We start from the raw sequence: 17,134 nt of genomic DNA, 5'->3' as shown, positions 1-17,134 counted from the left end.
GGAGGATGGCGGCGTGGCCCGGGACGATGCGCTGGTCGAGCAGATCGTGCGGCTCCTCGACGTGCGGCTGCTGGATCCGCTCGAGGTGCTGCTCGAGGGCGACGACGCGGTCGACGCGCTGCGACGACTGGTGCGGCTGCGGGCGCGCACGTGGGCGTCGACCCTGCTCGACGGCGACGACCCGGCCGCGACGATGGCGGCGGCACGGCTGATCGCGACCCTCTATCCGGGTGACGGGCCGTTCGACCCGCCGGCCACCTGGTGGGCGTCGCCGCTCGGGCGGGTGGTGGCGCGGCGGGTCGGGCATCCCTGGTCCGAGTCGATCTCGTACGCCGTCGCGGGCGCGATGCTCGGGATCAGCCGACAGGGCGTGCACGACCTGGTGAAACGGGGACGCCTGCCGCGGCACCCGGACGGCGGGGTGCCTTCGGCGGCCGTACGGGATCGGTTGAGCTCCTCGAGGACGGCGGCCGACGCATCGACGACCGTACGAGCTCAAAAAGACATTTCGGGTACCTCTGACTTGCCGGGAGATAGTGATGATCAATGATCGGCTGATCGACGCGGGGGACGTGCCGCTAGCGATCCGCGACTTCGGCGGAGACCAGCCGCCGCTGCTCCTGCTGCACGGGGCCGGAGGCAACCTGGCCACGATGACCACGCTGGCGCGCGCCCTGCGGCCCAACCATCGGGTGATCACTGTGGACCTGCGTGGGCACGGGCGTTCGGGTGAGGGCGCCTGGACGTGGGACACGGCACTGGGCGACCTCGCGGCCGTGTGCGTACAGATGGAGCTCGAGCGACCGGCCGTCGTCGGGCATTCGCTGGGCGGGATGCTGGCGGCGTTGTGGGGTCAGCGGCATCCGGAGGCGCCCGGCGTGGTGAGCCTGGACGGGAATCCGCCGCCCACGACACCGGCGCACCTGCCGGGGATGGACCCGGAGAAAGCGGCCGCCGAGCTGGCCCGGCTGCACGGATTGTTCGACCAGGCGGAGGCCATGGCGGGCCAGGTGATCGAGGCTGATCAGCTGGCCGATCTGATCGAACGTCAGCGGGCCGCGGCGCGGGACATGGGCGCCAACGAGAAGGTCTGGATCGAGGGCTTCCGGCGGAACCTCGCACACGACAACGGCGAGACGTCGATGCGCCCGTCGGCCGCCGTGACCACCCAATTGCGTACGCTCATGAACGGTCTTGATCTTGGACCGGTGTACGCCGGGACGTCGTGCCCGGAACTGGTCGTGCTGGCCACGCGGAACCTGCCCGAGCAGGAGCCGTTCGCCGAGCTGTACGAGGCGCACCGCCGCTATCTGCTGGAGCAGGTGCGAGCGGCCGGACACCCTCGGTTCATCCAGCTCGCCGACGCCTCGCACGCCATGGTGATCGAGCAGCCGACCGTGCTGGCCGGCCTCATCACCGAATTCCTGCGGGCGAAGTAGCGGCCGGACAGGACAGGCAACTCTCCCAGCCGGCGCGGTACATCTCGGCGGTCTCGTCGTCGACGCGGGGCGGGCAGCTCGCGGGACTGAGCATCGCCGTCGGCCAGGGGGCTCTGTCAGTCGCGGGCATGCGGGAGGGGGCGGGTGGCGCCGGAGGCCAGGAGGCCGATGGCGAGGGCGCCGAAGACGCAGAGCATGGCCTGGAGGACGCCGAGGTGCTCGGCCAGCAAGCCGATCAGGGGAGGGCCGGCCAGGAAAGCGCCGTAGCCGACCGAGCCTGCCACCGAGACGCGGATGGCGGCGCGGGCCGGGTCGTCGGCGGCGGAGCTCATGCCGATCGGGAAGCCCAGGGAAGCGCCCGCGCCCCACAGCAGGGCGCCGGCGATCGCCAACGGGACAGCGGTTCCGGAGACGACCAGCAGCAGGCCGAGGGCGGCTGAGGCGGCGGTGACACGCAGGGTGCGGACACGGCCCCAGCGCTCGATGGCGTAGCCGCCGAAGAGCCGGCCCAAGGTCATCGCGGTGACGAAGACGCCGAACGCGATCGCGCCGGTCGTCTCGCCGGCCTGATAACCATCGACGAGGCCGATGGCCAGCCAGTCGTTCGCGGTGCCCTCGGTGAACCCGAACCCGAGCATGACCAGGCCGATCAGCACGGTTCTCGGCTCACGCCAGGCCTGGCCGACGCTCATCGCGGGCTTCTGGCCGGCCGGCAGAGGATGGTAAGGCAGGAACCGGCGTACGGTCGGGCCAGTCACCGCCGCCGCGAGGGCCGCCGTGAGGTAGAGCTGCGCCCAGATCGGCAGACCGGTGGCCGCTGCGACGGCGCTGAAGGCCGCGCCGAGCACCGTGCCGAGGCTGAAACCGGCGTGGAAGCGGGGCATGATCGTGCGACCGAGGCGGCGCTCGACGTCGGCGCCCTCGACGTTCATGGCGACGTCCCACGTGCTGTTGCCCAGGCCGGCCAGCACCAGGCCCAGCCCGGCCAGCGGCACCGAGCCGAGCAGCGTGCCAGTGGCCAGGCCGGTGAGGCCGAGAACCATGGACGTGCTGCCGATCAGCACCGCGCGGGCCGGGCCGACACGTTGCACGAGCGGGCCGGCCAGCGGGATCGCGCTGATCGCGGCCACCGACAGGCAGAGCAGGAGCAGCCCGAAACCCGCGGCGGAGAGTTCCAGACCGTCGCGCACGGCGGGGGCGCGGGCGAGCCAGCCCGCGTACGCGAGGCCGTTGGTGGCGAAAGTGAAACCGACTGCCACCTTGGCCGATTCGAGGCGTGGGCGATCGATCTCGGTAGCGGTCACAACCTCAACTTACACGTTAAACCTGGCGTCGTCCTTCGGCCCGGGTTAGGGTCGAAGCGCGTGCCGGGGAGCGCGCCGAGACCCGCCGGAAGGCTTGAAGCCACCCCACGTGTTGCCGGCTGGGCGACGGATGCCGACGCTCTGACCGCCCGTGCGGGTCCGGGCGCTGAGCGAGGTTCCGATGAAGACCCTGCCCGACAACCCCCACCTCGACCATCTGCGCCGGCAGGCCAAGGACCTGCTGGCCGGGCTGCGCGACACCCGTCCCGAAGCGACCCTGGCCGAGGCCCAAACCTCACTGGCCCAGCAGTACGGCTTCCGCAGCTGGACAGACCTCAAAGCCGAGGTCGACCGTGGCCGCGGAGGCGCCGTCGAAGCCGGCCATGCGCTCGCCGAGCAGATCACGACCCGGTACGGCCTGGGCCCGGTGATCGTGATGCGGTCGCTGGCCCGGCCGGACGAGATGGGCCGCCGCTGGCTGCTCGAGACGGCGCTCGGCCGCTGGGCTGTCCGGACAGTCGACGACGTCTACCCCGTCACCGACGGCGAAGAGAACACCCGCTTCCAGGAGGCGGCGCTGGGGGCCGGGGTGACGGTGCCCCGCCCGGTCCGCAGCCTCGACGGCCGGGTCGTGGAGGAGGTCGGCGGCAACCGCTGGCGGGTCTACGAGTCTGTCCCGTCGGGGCCACCCCTCGCCGCGCCGGTCAGCGCCGCCGTCACCCGGCAGGTCGGGGAGCTGCTGGCGATCGTGCACGGCCTGCACTTCCCGGCGGACGGGATCTGCCCCTGGAACGATCGCCGGCTCACCTCGAGGAGCTGGGCCGAGCTCGCCGACCTGGCCACGGCGAAGGGCGCGGGCTGGGCGCCGGTGCTGGTTTCCGCGCTCCCGGCCTTGGCCGAGCTTCAGTCCATCGGGGACGGTCATGCCGACACCACGGAACCGGTGCTGTGTCACAACAACTTCAACCCGGGGAACGTACGGGCTGCCTCTGGGTCTCTGGTCGTGAGCGGCTGGGAGCACGCGGGCGGGCTGCCACCGGAATGGGAACTCGCGGCCGTGCTGGCCAACTGGGCCGTCGACCCGAACGGAGGCGTGAACCTTGCCGGGGCGCGGGCGCTGCTCGACGGCTACCGCTCACGTTCCGGAACGACGCGGCCGGTGCGGCTGACCGACTTCCGCGGGACGGCGATCGCGCTGCAGAACTATGTGGCCGGGCAGGTGGATCTCGCGCTCAACGCCGCGGACGACGAGGACGCCCGGTACGCCGACCGCAACGTCCGCCACCTGCTGACCCACCTGCCGACGCTCGCGACTTTCGAGGAACTCGCGCGCCTGAGATGACGGCCTCGCCACGCCGGGCCGACAAGCTGAGATCACGTCGGGTGGTGGTGTGCCGGGGGTGGAGAAAAGCAGTTGCCTCCCGCCCTGGAATCGGGCGGGAGGCAACTGTTGCCGGGCTCAGGAGTTACTCACCGGAAGTGGGTCAGCTGCAGCCGGAGGTGGAGCCGCAGCCTTCGCAGACGTAGCAGCTGCCGGCGCGGCGCATCTTGGTGCCGCAGGTGAAGCAGAGCGGGGCGTCGGCGGAGTGGCCGGTCACGATTTCGAGCAGCTCGGTGGAGGAGCCGACCGCGGTGGGGGCGGCCTTTTCGGGTTCGGCTGTCGGGATCGTGGACTCGGCGGGAGCGGTTGTCGCGCCGACCGGGGCGGAGACCGGGGCGGACGCGGCCATGCCGGCCAGGTCGACTGCGGCTGCCTCGGCGGCGGCCTCGGCCTGCACCTGGGCGGCGCGCTCCTTGGCGGTGAAGATACCGAGGTCGGCCCGGGTGTCGTACGGCAGGAAGTCGAGCGCCAGGCGGCGGAAGATGTAGTCCATCACCGATGCCGCCATGCGCACGTCCGGGTCGTCGGTCATGCCGGCCGGCTCGAAGCGCATGTTGGTGAACTTGCTGACGTACGTCTCCAGCGGGACGCCGTACTGCAGGCCTATCGAGATCGCGACCGAGAAGGCGTCCATGACCCCGGCCAGCGTCGACCCCTGCTTCGACATCTTGAGGAAGACCTCGCCGAGGCCGTCGTCGGGGTAGGAAGACGCGGTGAGGTAACCCTCGGCGCCGCCGACCGAGAAGGACACCGTCTCGGACGGGCGCTTCTTGGGCAGCCGCTTGCGGACCGGGCGGTACTCGATGACCTTCTCGACGACCTTTTCGACCTCGGTCGACGCGGCCGGCTCGGCCTCGGCGGCGGTGACCTTCTTACCGGCGGCCGAGAGCGGCTGACCGACCTTGCAGTTGTCGCGGTAGATCGCGAGCGCCTTCAGGCCGAGCTTCCAGCCCTGGTAGTGGATCTCCTCGATCTCTTCCACGGTCGCCGTCTCGGGCATGTTGACCGTCTTGGAGATGGCACCCGAGATGAACGGCTGCACCGCTGCCATCATGCGCACGTGGCCCAGCGGCGAGATGACCCGCTCGCCCATGGCGCAGTCGAAGACCGCGTAGTGCTCGGGCTTGAGGCCCGGCGCGTCGACGACGTTGCCGTGGTCGGCGATGTGCTCGACGATCGCCTCGACCTGCTCCTCGGGGTAGCCGAGGCTGCGCAGCGCGCGCGGGACCGTCTGGTTGACGATCTGCATCGAGCCGCCGCCGACGAGCTTCTTGAACTTGACCAGGGCCAGGTCGGGCTCGATGCCGGTGGTGTCGCAGTCCATCATCAGGCCGATGGTGCCGGTGGGGGCGAGCACGGACGCCTGGGCGTTGCGCCAGCCGTTCTTCTCGCCGATCTTGAGGCCGGTCTGCCACTGCTTGCCGGCCTCGCGTGCCAGTTCGGCGGCGATCGGGTGGGCCGGGCGGATCTCGTCGCTGGCCGCGGCGTGCTTGCGCATGACGCGCTTGTGCGCGTCGGCGTTGCGGGCGTAACCCTCGTACGGACCGACGACACCGGCCAGCTCGGCCGAGCGACGGTACGCCGTGCCGGTCATCACCGAGGTGATCGCGGCGGCGACGCTGCGGCCCGCCTCCGAGTCGTACGGAAGGCCGGACGCCATCAGCAGGGCGCCGATGTTGGCGTAGCCGATGCCGAGCTGCCGGTACGCGCGGGTGGTGATGCCGATCTTCTCGGTCGGGAAGTCGGCGAACGAGATCGAGATCTCCATCGCGGTGATGATGAACTCGACGCTCTTGACGAACTTCTCGGTCTCGAAGCCGCCGTCGGCCTTGAGGAACTTCATCAGGTTGAGCGAGGCCAGATTGCAGGACGAGTCGTCCAGCGACATGTACTCCGAGCACGGGTTGGACGCGGTGATCCGGCCGGTCTCGGGGTTGGTGTGCCAGTCGTTGATGGTGTCGTCGTACTGCAGGCCGGGGTCGGCGCACTCCCAGGCGGCCTGGGCGATGTCGCGGAAGAGCTTGCGGGCGTCGACCTTGTCGATGACCTCGCCGTCGAGCCGCCCCCGCAGGCCGAACTCGGCACCCTCCTCGTACGCCCGCATGAACTCGTCGGAGACGCGGACCGAGTTGTTGGCGTTCTGGTACTGCACGGAGACGATGTCGTCGCCGCCCAGGTCCATGTCGAAGCCGGCGTCCCGCAGGGCGCGGATCTTGTCTTCCTCACGCGCCTTGGTCCGCACGAACTCCTCGATGTCGGGGTGATCGACGTCGAGGATGACCATCTTGGCGGCGCGGCGGGTGGCGCCGCCGGACTTGATCGTCCCGGCGCTCGCGTCGGCGCCGCGCATGAAGCTCACCGGGCCACTGGCGGTCCCCCCGGACGACAGCAGCTCCTTGGACGAGCGGATGCGGGACAGGTTCACGCCGGAGCCCGAACCGCCCTTGAAGATCAGGCCCTCTTCCTTGTACCAGTCGAGGATCGAGTCCATCGAGTCGTCGACCGACAGGATGAAGCACGCGCTGACCTGCTGCGGCGACTTGGTGCCGACGTTGAACCAGACCGGCGAGTTGAAGCTGAACACCTGGTGCAGCAGCATCCAGGTGAGCTCGTGGTCGAACAGCTCGGCGTCCGCCTTCGAGGCGAAGTAGCCGTTCTTCTCGCCCGCCTTGCGGTACGTCGAGACGACGCGGTCGATCAGCTGCTTGAGCGACCACTCACGATCGGCCGTGCCGACCGCGCCTCGGAAGTACTTCGTGGTGACGATGTTCGCCGCGTTGACGCTCCACGCGGTCGGGAACTCGACGCCCTTCTGCTCGAAGTTGATCGAGCCGTCCCGCCAGTTCGTCATGACGACGTCGCGGCGCTCCCACTCGACCTCGTCGTACGGGTGGACTCCCTCGGTCGTCCAGACCCGCTCGACCCGCAGCCCCCCGCCGGCCGCGCTCGCGCCGTTCGCACGGCTGCGCTGCCGACCTGCTGTGATGCCGTCCCCGGCCATACTGCTCCCCCTCGAAAAATGCCGCTACTGCCGTCAAGCTCGTGGTGCGCGACCGCCGGACCGCGGAGCCACGGGGTGTCGGACCCCGGTCTCGCGGGCGATCGTCGCCTCGCGCAACGCCGTGATCTCCTTTTCGAACTCGTCGAGCGAGTCGAAGGACTTGTAGACGCTGGCGAACCGGAGATAAGCCACCTGGTCGAGGTCTCGCAGCGGAGCGAGGATCGCCAGGCCCACCTCGTGGCTGGGCACCTCGGCCGCGCCCTTGGCCCGGACGGTCTCCTCGACCTTCTGCGCCAGCAGCGCGATCGAGTCCTCGTCGACGGGCCGGCCCTGGCAGGCCTTGCGGACCCCGCTCATGATCTTTGCCCGGCTGAACGGCTCGGTGACACCGCTGCGCTTCACGACGGCGAGGATCGCTTCCTCGACCGTGGTGAACCGCTTGCCGCACTCGGGGCACGATCGACGGCGACGGATCAACTGACCGTCGTCGGCCTCGCGCGAGTCGACCACACGAGAATCGGCGTGGCGACAGTACGGGCAGCGCACCTGGAACCCCCTCCAGCACCCCCCGCCGATCGTCTGCGGACACGCGAAAGCACGACGTTTCGCCGGTGACTCACCAGCTGACGCCGTTCACGGCCTGTAGATAAACGGTGGAGGTGAACCCCAACCAGTGGATGACTTACACCCTTGTAACTACTAGATGTTGGGGTAGACGCTATGCCGCGGCGGACACGGGCGCAAGTTCACCGGCGGGTCGGCGCGCCGTATTTTCCGACTCAACACGAGCGGTGGACCCGGCGGTCACGGACCGCTCAATCACGCGGCCCGCGGCAAGATCAAAACATCGCCGGCGGCCACGCCGTAGCCCGACAGGCCGTTGAGCCGGCGCAATTCCTCGACGGCGGCCTGGCCGTCACGGCGCGGCATCGTGCGGGTCGCGATGTCCCACAAGGTGTCGCCCGGCCGGACCACCAGAGTGGGCGGCGGGCCGGCCGGCGGCCGCTCGGCCCGGGACGCGGTGGTGAACAACACGGCACTGGCCAACGTGGCCAGCACGACGAGGAAACCCAAGACGACGACACGGCCACGACGGGTGAGTCGCAGCGGAGGCTCGACGTGCCGAAACCCGTTCGCCACCATGACGCTTCCTCCACCGGGAGACGATCTTCGTACGGGCGTTCGATCGAACGCCCGTACGACGGTCTATCAGAACACGCGTACGGAAGTCGAGCACTTCCGGGCGACACGCCGGAAGAATGTCGTACAGATGTTTGAATATGTCGTACCGCGCCATTACGGTTCTCCCTCAAGAGGGTCAGCCGGCCGGCGCCATCCCCACGGCGTCAGCCCGGCTCCGCGAACGCAGGACGCACCACGTGCCCCACCCCACGGGGCACTGGCCGACAGGGAGGGCGGACGTGTCGACCGACGACCGGACGAGCAGCCGGCAACATCAGACCAAGTCAGACAGCGGATCGGCCCTGCGCCGCCGCACACCGAGCCGCGGGCGTGCCGCCGACGCGCCGCAGCTGCGATCGGTCACCCCGGTGGTCAGCCAGTTCCCCGAGCCGGTCACCGCCGACCTCACCGCCCGGCAGAAGCGCATCCTCGAGTTCATCCGTGACTGGGTCGAGCGCTACGGCTATCCACCCAGCGTCCGCGAGATCGGCGAGGCGGTCGGCCTGGTGTCGCCGTCCAGCGTGGCCTATCAGCTGAAGGCGCTCGAGACCAAGGGCTTCCTGCGCCGCGACCCCAACCGGCCGCGCGCCGTCGACGTCCGCTCCCCCAACGAGATGGTCGACGAGGAGGGCCTGCGTTCGGCGCGGCCCCAGCCGGCGTACGTGCCTCTGGTGGGCCGCATCGCCGCCGGCGGCCCGATCCTGGCCGAGCAGGCCGTCGAGGAGTTCTTTCCGCTGCCGCGCGAGCTGGTCGGCGAGGGTGAGGTCTTCATGCTCGAGGTCAAGGGCGACTCGATGATCGACGCGGCGATCTGCAACGGCGACTGGGTGGTCGTGCGGCAGCAGCCGACGGCCAACGCGGGCGACATCGTGGCCGCGATGATCGACGGCGAGGCCACGGTGAAGAGCTACCGGCAGCGCGACGGGCACGTCTGGCTGATGCCGGCCAACCCGGCGTTCGACCCCATCCCGGGCGACGACGCGACCATCATGGGCCGCGTCGTGGCCGTGCTGCGCCGCGTCTGAGGCCACCCGAGACGGCGTGAGCCCACCGAGACGGCGCGAGGCCATTCGGAGACGGCGTGAGCCCACGCGCGGAGACGGCGTGCAGCCCGAAGCTGCCCGGGCGACGGGAAGCCGTCCATAGGCGATCAGGAGCAGGAACAGATCAGCGCCGGGGGCCGTAACCGTCGAAACGGCCCTCGGGGCGCTGCTGGAAGTCGTTGCGACCGCCGCGCGCCGAGGGCGGCGGTCCACCCTGGCCGCCGCCGTAGACGCCCCCGCCGCCGCGCGGCTGCGGCCCCCGGGGAGGCTGACCCTGCGGACCTCGAGGCGGCTGCCCCTGCGGTCCACGCGGAGGTTGCGCCTGCGGCCCGCGGGGCTGACCCTGCGGCCCGCGCGGGGGCTGACCCTGCGGACCCCGAGGCGGCTGCCCCTGCGGTCCACGCGGAGGCTGACCCTGCGGACCCCGAGGCGGCTGCCCCTGCGGTCCACGCGGAGGCTGACCCTGCGGACCCCGAGGCGGCTGCCCCTGCGGCCCACGCGGAGGCTGACCCTGCGGACCCCGAGGCGGCTGCCCCTGCGGCCCGCGCGGAGGCTGACCCCCCTGCGGCCCGCCGTAGACCCCGGCCCGCGCCGGCTGCCCGTTGGCCGGCCGGCCACCCTGCGGCTTGCCACTGACCGGCCGCTGACCGTTGGTGTTGCCGCCGTAGACCCCCGCTTTGGGCCCGGAGGCCGAGCCGTTGACCGGCCGCGCGCCGCCGTAGACCCCGGCACGCTGCGGCGCCCCGCCGACCCCGATCAGCTCGGTCTCGGGTTCACCCTCGAGCGGGTTCTTGAAGTCGTCGTCGGAGGAGGCGGAGGCGGAGGCGGAATCCGGCGAAGCGGCCACGCGCTTACGGTGCCGCGCGATGCCCATCGCGCCCACGCCCACAAGGATCAGGCCGAGCAAGCCGACCCCGCCGACCGCGTACGTGATGTCGCTGAGCTCGAGATTCGCGTACCAGGCGCCGCCGGAGTCGTCGCCGTCCTTGGCCGCGGTCGCGACCGTGGTGGCGGGCGTGTAGCGAAGGATGTGGTTCGGCGGTTCCGTCTCGCCGCTCATGTCGGACGTGGTGTAGAAGTATTTGCCGTCGGCGCTGTAGGTGATCGCCTCGCCCAGCGTCTCGTTCGGCAGGCCGGTCGTACGCGGCTTGCCCTTGATCGCGCCGAGGACGTCGCCGTTCTTCACGTCCCACTCGAGCGCGTCGGTGTACGTGCGCAGCACGACCTTGCCGCCGCCGGGCGCCACCGCGCCGCCGCTGATCGTCTTGTTGCCGATCCGCGCGTACGGGCCGCCGGCGGTCTGGGTCGCCGAGGGCTGGATCTCGGCGACGCGCCGCATCGGCACGCCCTCTTTGTTGTTCGCCTTGAGCGGGGCGGTCGGCTGATAGACGCCGGCCGGTTTGCCGATCTCTTTCGTCACGATCAGCGGGGTGCCGTCGCCGTTGAGCAGCAGCGCCTCGGCGTCGTGCTTGTCGCCCTCGGGATAGGAAAGCCGGTGCAGAACGGGCTCGCCCTTCCCGTCGGCCGCGATCGACCAGAGCCCGATGGTGCGGCGGCTCTCGTCGTTGTCGAAGTTGTTGTCGCCGATGTCGGCGATCCAGAGCTTCGCGCCGTCGGACGAGAGGACCAGGTCCTCCGGGTCGAGCGGGCCGTCGCCGCTGTACTTGACGGCCTTGGTGACCTCACACTTGGCGTCGAGGAAGAAGATGCGCTTGTTGGCGTTCTTGTCGGTGCTGTCGTTGATCACGACATAGCCCGACCGCGTGGCCACGAGCCCGGACGCCTCGGTGATCCGCTCGTCCTTGATCGCGCACATCTTCTTGCCCGCCACCGAGGGCGCGCTGACCGTGGGGGCCGGATCCTCGGCAAACGCCGCGGACGAGCCGATCATCACCAGCCCGGAGGCCACGATCACCGGGAACACGAGACGCCGCATCCGATCAGTGTCGCATGCGGCGTCGCGTGCCGGTGTTACGCGTTAATCAACCCAGCTCACCCCGGCCCAGCTGGTCGTGTCGCGAGAAACGCTCAGTTGCGGAACGACTCCAGATCGCTCGCGAGCCGCTCGTCGACGAGCACCCGCAACTCGGTGCCTTCCTCCAAATGGCGGGTCTGCAGCACCTGACCGGTTCGATGAATCCGGGCGACCAGATCACCACGGTCATAGGGCAGCAAAAGGCGCATGTCGACGGGCGGCCGGGGCAACTTGGCCGCGATCGCCTGATGCAGGTCGGCGATGCCCTGACCCGACCGCGCCGACACGAAGACGGCGTCGGGCCACGTGCGCTTGAGCCGCAGCAGAGTCTCCTCGTCGGCGGCGTCCACCTTGTTGATCACCAGAAGCTCGGGGATGCTGTCGGCGTTCACCTCGGCCAGCACCTCGCGTACGGCACTGACCTGACCCTCGGGGTCGGGGTGGGCGCCGTCGACGACGTGCACGACCAGGTCGGCGAACGAGACCTCCTCGAGCGTGGAGCGGAACGCCTCCACGATCTGGTGCGGCAGGTGGCGTACGAAACCCACCGTGTCCGACAGCGTGTAGACGCGCCCGTCCTCGGCCGCGGTGCGCCGGGTGGTCGGGTCGAGAGTCGCGAACAAGGCGTCCTCGACCAGCACACCGGCCTGGGTCAGACGGTTGAGCAGGCTGGACTTGCCGGCGTTGGTGTAGCCGGCGATCGCCACGGCCGGCGTGCCGCTGGTGGCCCGTCGCGAGCGCTTGGTCTGCCGTACGGTCCGCATGGCCTTGATCTCACGGCGCAGCTTCGCGATGCGCTGGTTGATGCGGCGGCGGTCCGTCTCGAGCTTGGTCTCACCGGGACCACGGGTCCCGACGCCGCCACCGCCCGAGCCGCCACCGGCGCCACCGCCCTGGCGGGACAGCGACTCACCCCAGCCGCGCAGGCGTGGGAGCAGGTATTGCAGCTGGGCCAGCTCGACCTGGGCCTTACCCTCTTTGCTCTTCGCGTGCTGGGCGAAGATGTCGAGGATCAGCGCCGTACGGTCGACGACCTTGACCTTGACCTGCTGCTCGAGGTTGCGCAGCTGGCTCGGGGAGAGCTCGCCGTCGCAGATGACCGTGTCGGCGCCGGTGGCGACGACCGCGTCGCGCAGCTCGTCGACCTTGCCCCGGCCGATGAAGGTGGCCGTGTCGGGACGGGAGCGGCGCTGGATCAGGCCCTCGAGGACCTGGGAACCGGCGGTCTCAGCCAGCGCGGCCAGCTCGGTCAGCGAGTTGTCAGCGTCGGAGACGCTGCCCTCGGTCCAGACGCCGACCAGAACGACCCGCTCGAGCCGCAGCTGCCGATACTCGACCTCGGTGATGTCGGTGAGCTCGGTGGAAAGACCGGCGACCCGCCGCAGCGAATGCCGCTCCTCGAGCTCGAGGTCGCCGGACGTCACGTCCGGTTCGTCAAGTTCTAGTACGGGTGCCTGGTAAGTGTTTCGCAAAAGGTGACCTCCTCGGCCCCGATCGTGGCACGTCAGCGTGTTCGGCGCATCCACATAACGTGGCCGGGCGTTTGATGGGGCGTTGTGTGAATCCGGTTGAGGGCGGCGGACCTGCCTTGGGACAGGTACAACCACCCGGATGGAATCCGATATTCCGCAGGGGCAAGATTACGGTGACGCACCCACCAATGTCGGAGGGAACACCGTGGTGACGACCCGCCTGCCGAGCGCAGGATTCTCGATCACGATCCGGATAGCAGTGACCGCGGACGCCTCGTCCATCGGTCGTCTCACCACCTGTGTCGGCGAGGCCGGCGCCATCGTGACGGCGCTCGACGTGGTGGACTCCGACCCCACTCGCGTCCTCGTGGACCTCACCTGCGACACCGCCGACTCCAGCCACGCCGACCAGGTCGTCAAGCAGCTCGAGGAACAGGACGGCGTCGACGTCCGCAAGGTTTCCGACCGCACGTTCCTGCTGCACCTCGGCGGCAAGATCGAGGTGCAGTCGAAGGTAGCGCTGCGCACCCGTGACGAGCTCTCCCGCGCGTACACGCCGGGGGTGGCCCGTGTGTGCATGGCGATCGCGGAGAACCCGGCCGACGCCCGCCGTCTGACGATCAAGCGCAACACCGTGGCCGTGGTCAGCGACGGCTCGGCCGTGCTGGGGCTGGGCAACATCGGGCCGGCCGCGGCGATGCCGGTCATGGAGGGCAAGGCGGCGCTGTTCAAGCGGTTCGGCGGCGTGGACGCGTGGCCGGTCGTGCTCGACACGCAGGACACCGACGAGATCGTGCGCATCGTGAAGGCGATCGCTCCCGCGTACGGGGGAATCAACCTCGAGGACATCGCCGCGCCGCGCTGTTTCGAGATCGAGGCCCGGCTGCGCGAGCAGCTGGACATTCCGGTCTTCCATGACGATCAGCACGGAACGGCGATCTGCGTGCTGGCGGCGCTGACCAACGCGCTGCGGGTGGTCGGCAAGCGGCTCGAGGACGTACGCGTCGTGGTGTCGGGCGCGGGCGCCGCCGGCACGGCGATCATGAAGCTGCTGCTGCGCCAGGGCGTGGGCGACATCATCGCGTACGACCGCAAGGGCGCTCTGCACCGCGGCATGGCGGACATGTCGGAGACGTGGCAGTGGCTGGCCGACCACACCAACAAGGACAACTACTCCGGTGACCTGCCCGGCGCGATCGTGGGCGCCGACGTGTTCATCGGCGTGAGCGCGCCCAACCTGCTGAGCGGCGACGACATCGCCCGGATGGCCGACAGGTCGATCGTGTTCGCGCTGGCCAACCCCGACCCCGAGGTCGACCCGCGGGCCGCCCGGCAGCACGCGGCGGTGGTCGCCACCGGCCGCTCCGACCAGCCCAACCAGATCAACAACGTGCTGGCCTTCCCGGGCGTCTTCCGCGGCATGCTCGACGTCAGCGCCAAGGAGTTCACCGAGGAGATGGCGCTGGCCGCCGCCCGCGCGATCGCCGACGTGGTGGGCGAAGACAAGATCAACCCAACGGTCATCATCCCGAGCGTCTTCGACCCCAAGGTCACCCCGGCGGTCGCCGCGGCCATCCGCGCCGCCGTCAAGGGCCCGGCGGCGCCGCACAACGCCGCCGCGCTGCCGGAGGCCGAGCTCGACGGGGCCCCGGAAGAAACCTTCTGAGCGTTGCGGCGGCTCTGGTCACCGACCAGGGCCGCCGCGATCAGTGCGCCAACCAGCCCGTGAGCTCCGCCACGCGGTCGGTGATCAGGCCCGCGACGCCACCGCGAATCAGCGGCCCCCACTCGGCGATGTCGTTGGCCGTCCACGGCATCACGTCGATCCCCCGCGCGACCAGCGCCGTCACCGTCCCGGGGTCGCCCAGCACGTCGGCCGTCGACGGGTTGAGGCAGACCACGTCGAGCTCGTCGGCCAGGTCGAGGGTGTCCGCCTCGAAGCGCAGCCGCAGCAGTCCCCGGCGTACGGAGGGGTCGACCTCGCGAACCAGCCGCACGATCTGAGGGTCGAAGCTCTGCACGATCGTCCGCTCCCGCAGCCCGTACTGATCGAGCAGCGAGACGATGGTCTTGACCTGCGGCAGCGTGGCCGGTGGTTTGATCTCCAGGAGCAGCGACGCGTCGGCCAGCAGCTCCAGCACGGCGGCGAGGGTGGGCACGCGCGTCCCGGCGTAGGCGGGTGAGAACCACGAGCCCGCGTCGGCCGCCGCCACCTCCGAGTACGGGAGATCCCAGACGTGCCCCGAGCCCGAGGTGGTGCGATCGAGCGTGCGGTCGTGGATGACCACGGGGACGTCGTCGGCGGTGGTGCGCACGTCGAACTCGATCAGCGTCGCGCCGCCGAGGACTGCCGCGGCGAAGGCGGGCAGCGTGTTCTCCGGGGCGAGGGCCGAATAGCCCCGGTGCGCCACGATGTGCATCAGATCAGCTCACCCGAGGCGACCAGCACCGCCGGACCCGTCAGCCACCAGCGGTCTTCCTCGTCGTGGGTCACCGTCAACCGGCCGCCGGGCAGGTCGACCGCGACCGTGCCCATGGCGAGCCCGGCGTCCCGCAGGGCGACCGCGCCGACGGCCAGCGCGCCCGAGCCGCACGACAGCGTCTCGCCCGAGCCACGCTCGTACACGCGCATCTCGACATGCAGATCCGTCTCGGGCAGCGGCGCGGCGGGGACGACGAACTCGATGTTGACCCCGTGCGGGAACAGCCCCTTGTCGAAGCCGGGGGGCATGTGCAGGTCGAGCGAGGACAGCGCCAGGCCGTCGTGCAGGCCGCAGACCAGGTGCGGGTTGCCGCAGTCGACGGCCACGCCCGGGAACGTCAGCGGACCGGTGGTCGCGGTGCCGGCCGCGTACACCCGGGGGCTTCTCATGTGCACCCGGATCTGGTCGCCCTCGGCCACCGCCAGCACGACGCCGGCACGCGTCGCGACCGGAATGCCGGAATCGCCCGAAGCGGCAAGGCCGGCCGCCAGCAGGTAGCGCGTGAAGACCCGCACCCCGTTGCCGCACATCTCGGCGATCGAGCCGTCGCTGTTGCGATAGTCCATGAACCACTCGGCCTCGCCGGCCATGCCCGCCCCGGCCTGGTCCTTGGCGGCGCGCACCACCCGCAGCACACCGTCGGCCCCGATGCCGAACCGCCGATGACACAGGTCAGCGACCTGCGCCGCGGTCAGGTCGAGCTCGCCGTCGGCGTCCTCGATGATCACAAAGTCGTTGCCGGTGCCGTGGCCCTTGGTGAAATGCACGCCGCCATCATTCCGTAAGCGCGAGCGCATCCGCCAACAGCGTCGGAGCGGCGCCGTCGAGCCAGGTGATCGACGGGTCCCGCCGGAACCACGAGCGCTGCCGCCGCACGAAACGGCGAGTCCCCCGTACGGTGTCGGCCTTGGCCTCTTCCTCCGTGGCTCGGCCGTCGATCTCGGCGAGCGCCTGCTGATAACCGAGCGCGCGCGACGCCGTACGGCCGTCCCTGAGCCCGTACGGGATGAGCGAGCGCACCTCGTCGAGCAGCCCGGCCGCCCACATCAGGTCGACCCGCAGCGCGATCCGCTCGTCCAGTTCCGCCACCTCGCGATCGACCCCGATCTGAACCGACGGGTAATGCGGCGTGGGCGACGGCAGGGCCGCGGTGAACGGCAGCCCGGTCAGTTCGATCACCTCGAGCGCCCGCACGATCCGTCGCCCGTTCGAGGGAAGAATTTTCTCCGCCGCCACCGGATCACGGGAACGTAGACGATCGTGCAGGGAGGAAGGCCCGGCGTGGGCCAGCTCCTCCTCCAGCCGCGCCCGGATCTGCGGGTCGGTGCCGGGGAAGTCGAACTCCTCGAGAACGGCCCGCACATAGAGACCGGACCCGCCCACCAGCAGCGGAACCCGCCCCCGGGCGTGGATGTCGTCGATCGCCGCACGGGCCAGGCCCTGATATTCGGCGACGGCCGCGGGAAACGTGACGTCCCAGATGTCGAGCAGGTGGTGCGGGACGCCCTCACGCTCGGACGGGCTGAGTTTCGCGGTGCCGATGTCCATGCCGCGGTACAGCTGCATGGAGTCGGCGTTGACCACCTCCCCGCCCAGCTCGTGGGCGAGGGCGAGGCTGAGAGCGGACTTGCCCGCCGCCGTCGGCCCGACGACAGTGATCACGCGCGGAGCTCCTGCGAACGGCACGGAGCAACGGTAGGACAAGGTTTGGCCACGGTCATCCGCGGGCGCTTCCCCGTAACCGGGTTGGACCTGTGACAATGCGCGAGAAAGAATGCCGTAGAGAAGCTAGGCGTTCGACTGCGCTGTGGCGGTGGTCACCGATCCGGTGAGATCGGTGATGCCGGGAAGACG

14 protein-coding genes are annotated in these 17,134 nt (G+C 70.3%); 5 read left to right on the top strand and 9 right to left on the bottom strand.

The features are described 5' to 3' along the window. The first annotated feature begins 13 nt into the window (after nucleotides 1-13). Nucleotides 14-550: a hypothetical protein gene (locus tag C8E87_RS22645; RefSeq protein WP_203720440.1), complete on the top strand. Its 537-nt coding sequence runs from the start codon at nucleotides 14-16 to the stop codon at nucleotides 548-550. Continuing rightward, the gene (locus tag C8E87_RS22640) at nucleotides 540-1,439 is read left to right on the top strand and encodes an alpha/beta fold hydrolase (RefSeq protein WP_133874958.1); all 900 of its coding nucleotides are present in this window, start codon (nucleotides 540-542) and stop codon (nucleotides 1,437-1,439) included. Before C8E87_RS22645 ends, C8E87_RS22640 begins: the two co-directional genes overlap by 11 nt. 116 nt (nucleotides 1,440-1,555) lie before the next feature. On the opposite strand, the gene C8E87_RS22635 is transcribed toward C8E87_RS22640, so the two are convergent. After that, a complete protein-coding gene (locus C8E87_RS22635) occupies nucleotides 1,556-2,743 on the bottom strand; it encodes an MFS transporter (RefSeq protein ID WP_133874957.1) in 1,188 nt (395 codons plus the stop codon). Between the two features lie 181 nt (nucleotides 2,744-2,924). On the opposite strand from C8E87_RS22635, the gene C8E87_RS22630 reads away from it, so the two are divergent. After that, nucleotides 2,925-4,085: a phosphotransferase gene (locus C8E87_RS22630; RefSeq protein ID WP_133874956.1), complete on the top strand. Its 1,161-nt coding sequence runs from the start codon at nucleotides 2,925-2,927 to the stop codon at nucleotides 4,083-4,085. A 142-nt stretch (nucleotides 4,086-4,227) separates the two neighbouring features. On the opposite strand, the gene C8E87_RS22625 is transcribed toward C8E87_RS22630, so the two are convergent. From C8E87_RS22625 to C8E87_RS22615, 3 genes are all read right to left on the bottom strand, one after another. Next, a complete protein-coding gene (locus C8E87_RS22625; protein WP_133874955.1) occupies nucleotides 4,228-7,125 on the bottom strand; it encodes a vitamin B12-dependent ribonucleotide reductase in 2,898 nt (965 codons plus the stop codon). A gap of 33 nt (nucleotides 7,126-7,158) precedes the next feature. Then, on the bottom strand, nucleotides 7,159-7,671 hold the full coding sequence (nrdR, locus tag C8E87_RS22620) for a transcriptional regulator NrdR (RefSeq protein WP_133874954.1): 513 nt from the start codon (nucleotides 7,669-7,671) through the stop codon (nucleotides 7,159-7,161). 273 nt (nucleotides 7,672-7,944) lie between these two features. Then, on the bottom strand, nucleotides 7,945-8,268 hold the full coding sequence (locus C8E87_RS22615) for a LysM peptidoglycan-binding domain-containing protein (protein WP_133874953.1): 324 nt from the start codon (nucleotides 8,266-8,268) through the stop codon (nucleotides 7,945-7,947). A gap of 278 nt (nucleotides 8,269-8,546) precedes the next feature. On the opposite strand from C8E87_RS22615, the gene lexA reads away from it, so the two are divergent. Continuing rightward, nucleotides 8,547-9,332: a transcriptional repressor LexA gene (lexA, locus tag C8E87_RS22610; RefSeq protein ID WP_133874952.1), complete on the top strand. Its 786-nt coding sequence runs from the start codon at nucleotides 8,547-8,549 to the stop codon at nucleotides 9,330-9,332. Nucleotides 9,333-9,474: 142 nt separating this feature from the next. Here lexA and C8E87_RS22605 read toward each other — a convergent pair whose 3' ends face one another. Both C8E87_RS22605 and hflX read right to left on the bottom strand, forming a co-directional pair. Next, nucleotides 9,475-11,286 (bottom strand): hypothetical protein, encoded by a 1,812-nt coding sequence (locus C8E87_RS22605; RefSeq protein WP_133874951.1) that lies wholly within the window; start codon nucleotides 11,284-11,286, stop codon nucleotides 9,475-9,477. Between the two features lie 92 nt (nucleotides 11,287-11,378). Beyond that, on the bottom strand, nucleotides 11,379-12,797 hold the full coding sequence (gene hflX / locus C8E87_RS22600) for a GTPase HflX (RefSeq protein ID WP_133874950.1): 1,419 nt from the start codon (nucleotides 12,795-12,797) through the stop codon (nucleotides 11,379-11,381). A 205-nt stretch (nucleotides 12,798-13,002) separates the two neighbouring features. Here hflX and C8E87_RS22595 point away from each other — a divergent pair, with 205 nt between their 5' ends. After that, nucleotides 13,003-14,463: an NAD-dependent malic enzyme gene (locus C8E87_RS22595; protein ID WP_133874949.1), complete on the top strand. Its 1,461-nt coding sequence runs from the start codon at nucleotides 13,003-13,005 to the stop codon at nucleotides 14,461-14,463. 40 nt (nucleotides 14,464-14,503) lie between these two features. On the opposite strand, the gene C8E87_RS22590 is transcribed toward C8E87_RS22595, so the two are convergent. The 3 genes from C8E87_RS22590 to miaA are packed head-to-tail and all read right to left on the bottom strand — an operon-like array spanning nucleotide 14,504 to nucleotide 16,984. Further along, the gene (locus tag C8E87_RS22590) at nucleotides 14,504-15,217 is read right to left on the bottom strand and encodes a glycerophosphodiester phosphodiesterase (protein WP_133874948.1); all 714 of its coding nucleotides are present in this window, start codon (nucleotides 15,215-15,217) and stop codon (nucleotides 14,504-14,506) included. Beyond that, nucleotides 15,217-16,047 carry a diaminopimelate epimerase gene (gene dapF / locus C8E87_RS22585; RefSeq protein ID WP_133874947.1) on the bottom strand — a complete coding sequence of 277 codons (831 nt, stop codon included), beginning with the start codon at nucleotides 16,045-16,047 and terminating at the stop codon, nucleotides 15,217-15,219. The genes C8E87_RS22590 and dapF overlap by 1 nt, the downstream gene beginning before the upstream one ends. A 7-nt stretch (nucleotides 16,048-16,054) precedes the next feature. Beyond that, nucleotides 16,055-16,984, bottom strand: a complete 930-nt coding sequence (miaA, locus tag C8E87_RS22580) for a tRNA (adenosine(37)-N6)-dimethylallyltransferase MiaA (RefSeq protein ID WP_438866098.1) — start codon at nucleotides 16,982-16,984, stop codon at nucleotides 16,055-16,057. Between the last annotated feature and the right edge of the window lie 150 nt (nucleotides 16,985-17,134).

Source organism: Paractinoplanes brasiliensis (assembly GCF_004362215.1).
Taxonomy (GTDB): Bacteria; Actinomycetota; Actinomycetes; order Mycobacteriales; family Micromonosporaceae; genus Actinoplanes; species Actinoplanes brasiliensis.
Note: the sequence above shows the minus strand (reverse complement) of the source record. Positions and strands in the feature narration are given on the sequence as shown.

Bases quoted from the DNA above. Each gene is read 5' to 3' on its own strand.
- C8E87_RS22630 (WP_133874956.1), top strand. From the start codon at position 2,925: ATGAAGACCCTGCCCGACAACCCCCACCTCGACCATCTGCGCCGGCAG.
- C8E87_RS22625 (WP_133874955.1), bottom strand. From the start codon at position 7,125: ATGGCCGGGGACGGCATCACAGCAGGTCGGCAGCGCAGCCGTGCGAAC.
- C8E87_RS22605 (WP_133874951.1), bottom strand. From the start codon at position 11,286: ATGCGGCGTCTCGTGTTCCCGGTGATCGTGGCCTCCGGGCTGGTGATG.
- C8E87_RS22640 (WP_133874958.1), top strand. From the start codon at position 540: ATGATCAATGATCGGCTGATCGACGCGGGGGACGTGCCGCTAGCGATC.
- C8E87_RS22615 (WP_133874953.1), bottom strand. From the start codon at position 8,268: ATGGTGGCGAACGGGTTTCGGCACGTCGAGCCTCCGCTGCGACTCACC.
- C8E87_RS22590 (WP_133874948.1), bottom strand. From the start codon at position 15,217: ATGCACATCGTGGCGCACCGGGGCTATTCGGCCCTCGCCCCGGAGAAC.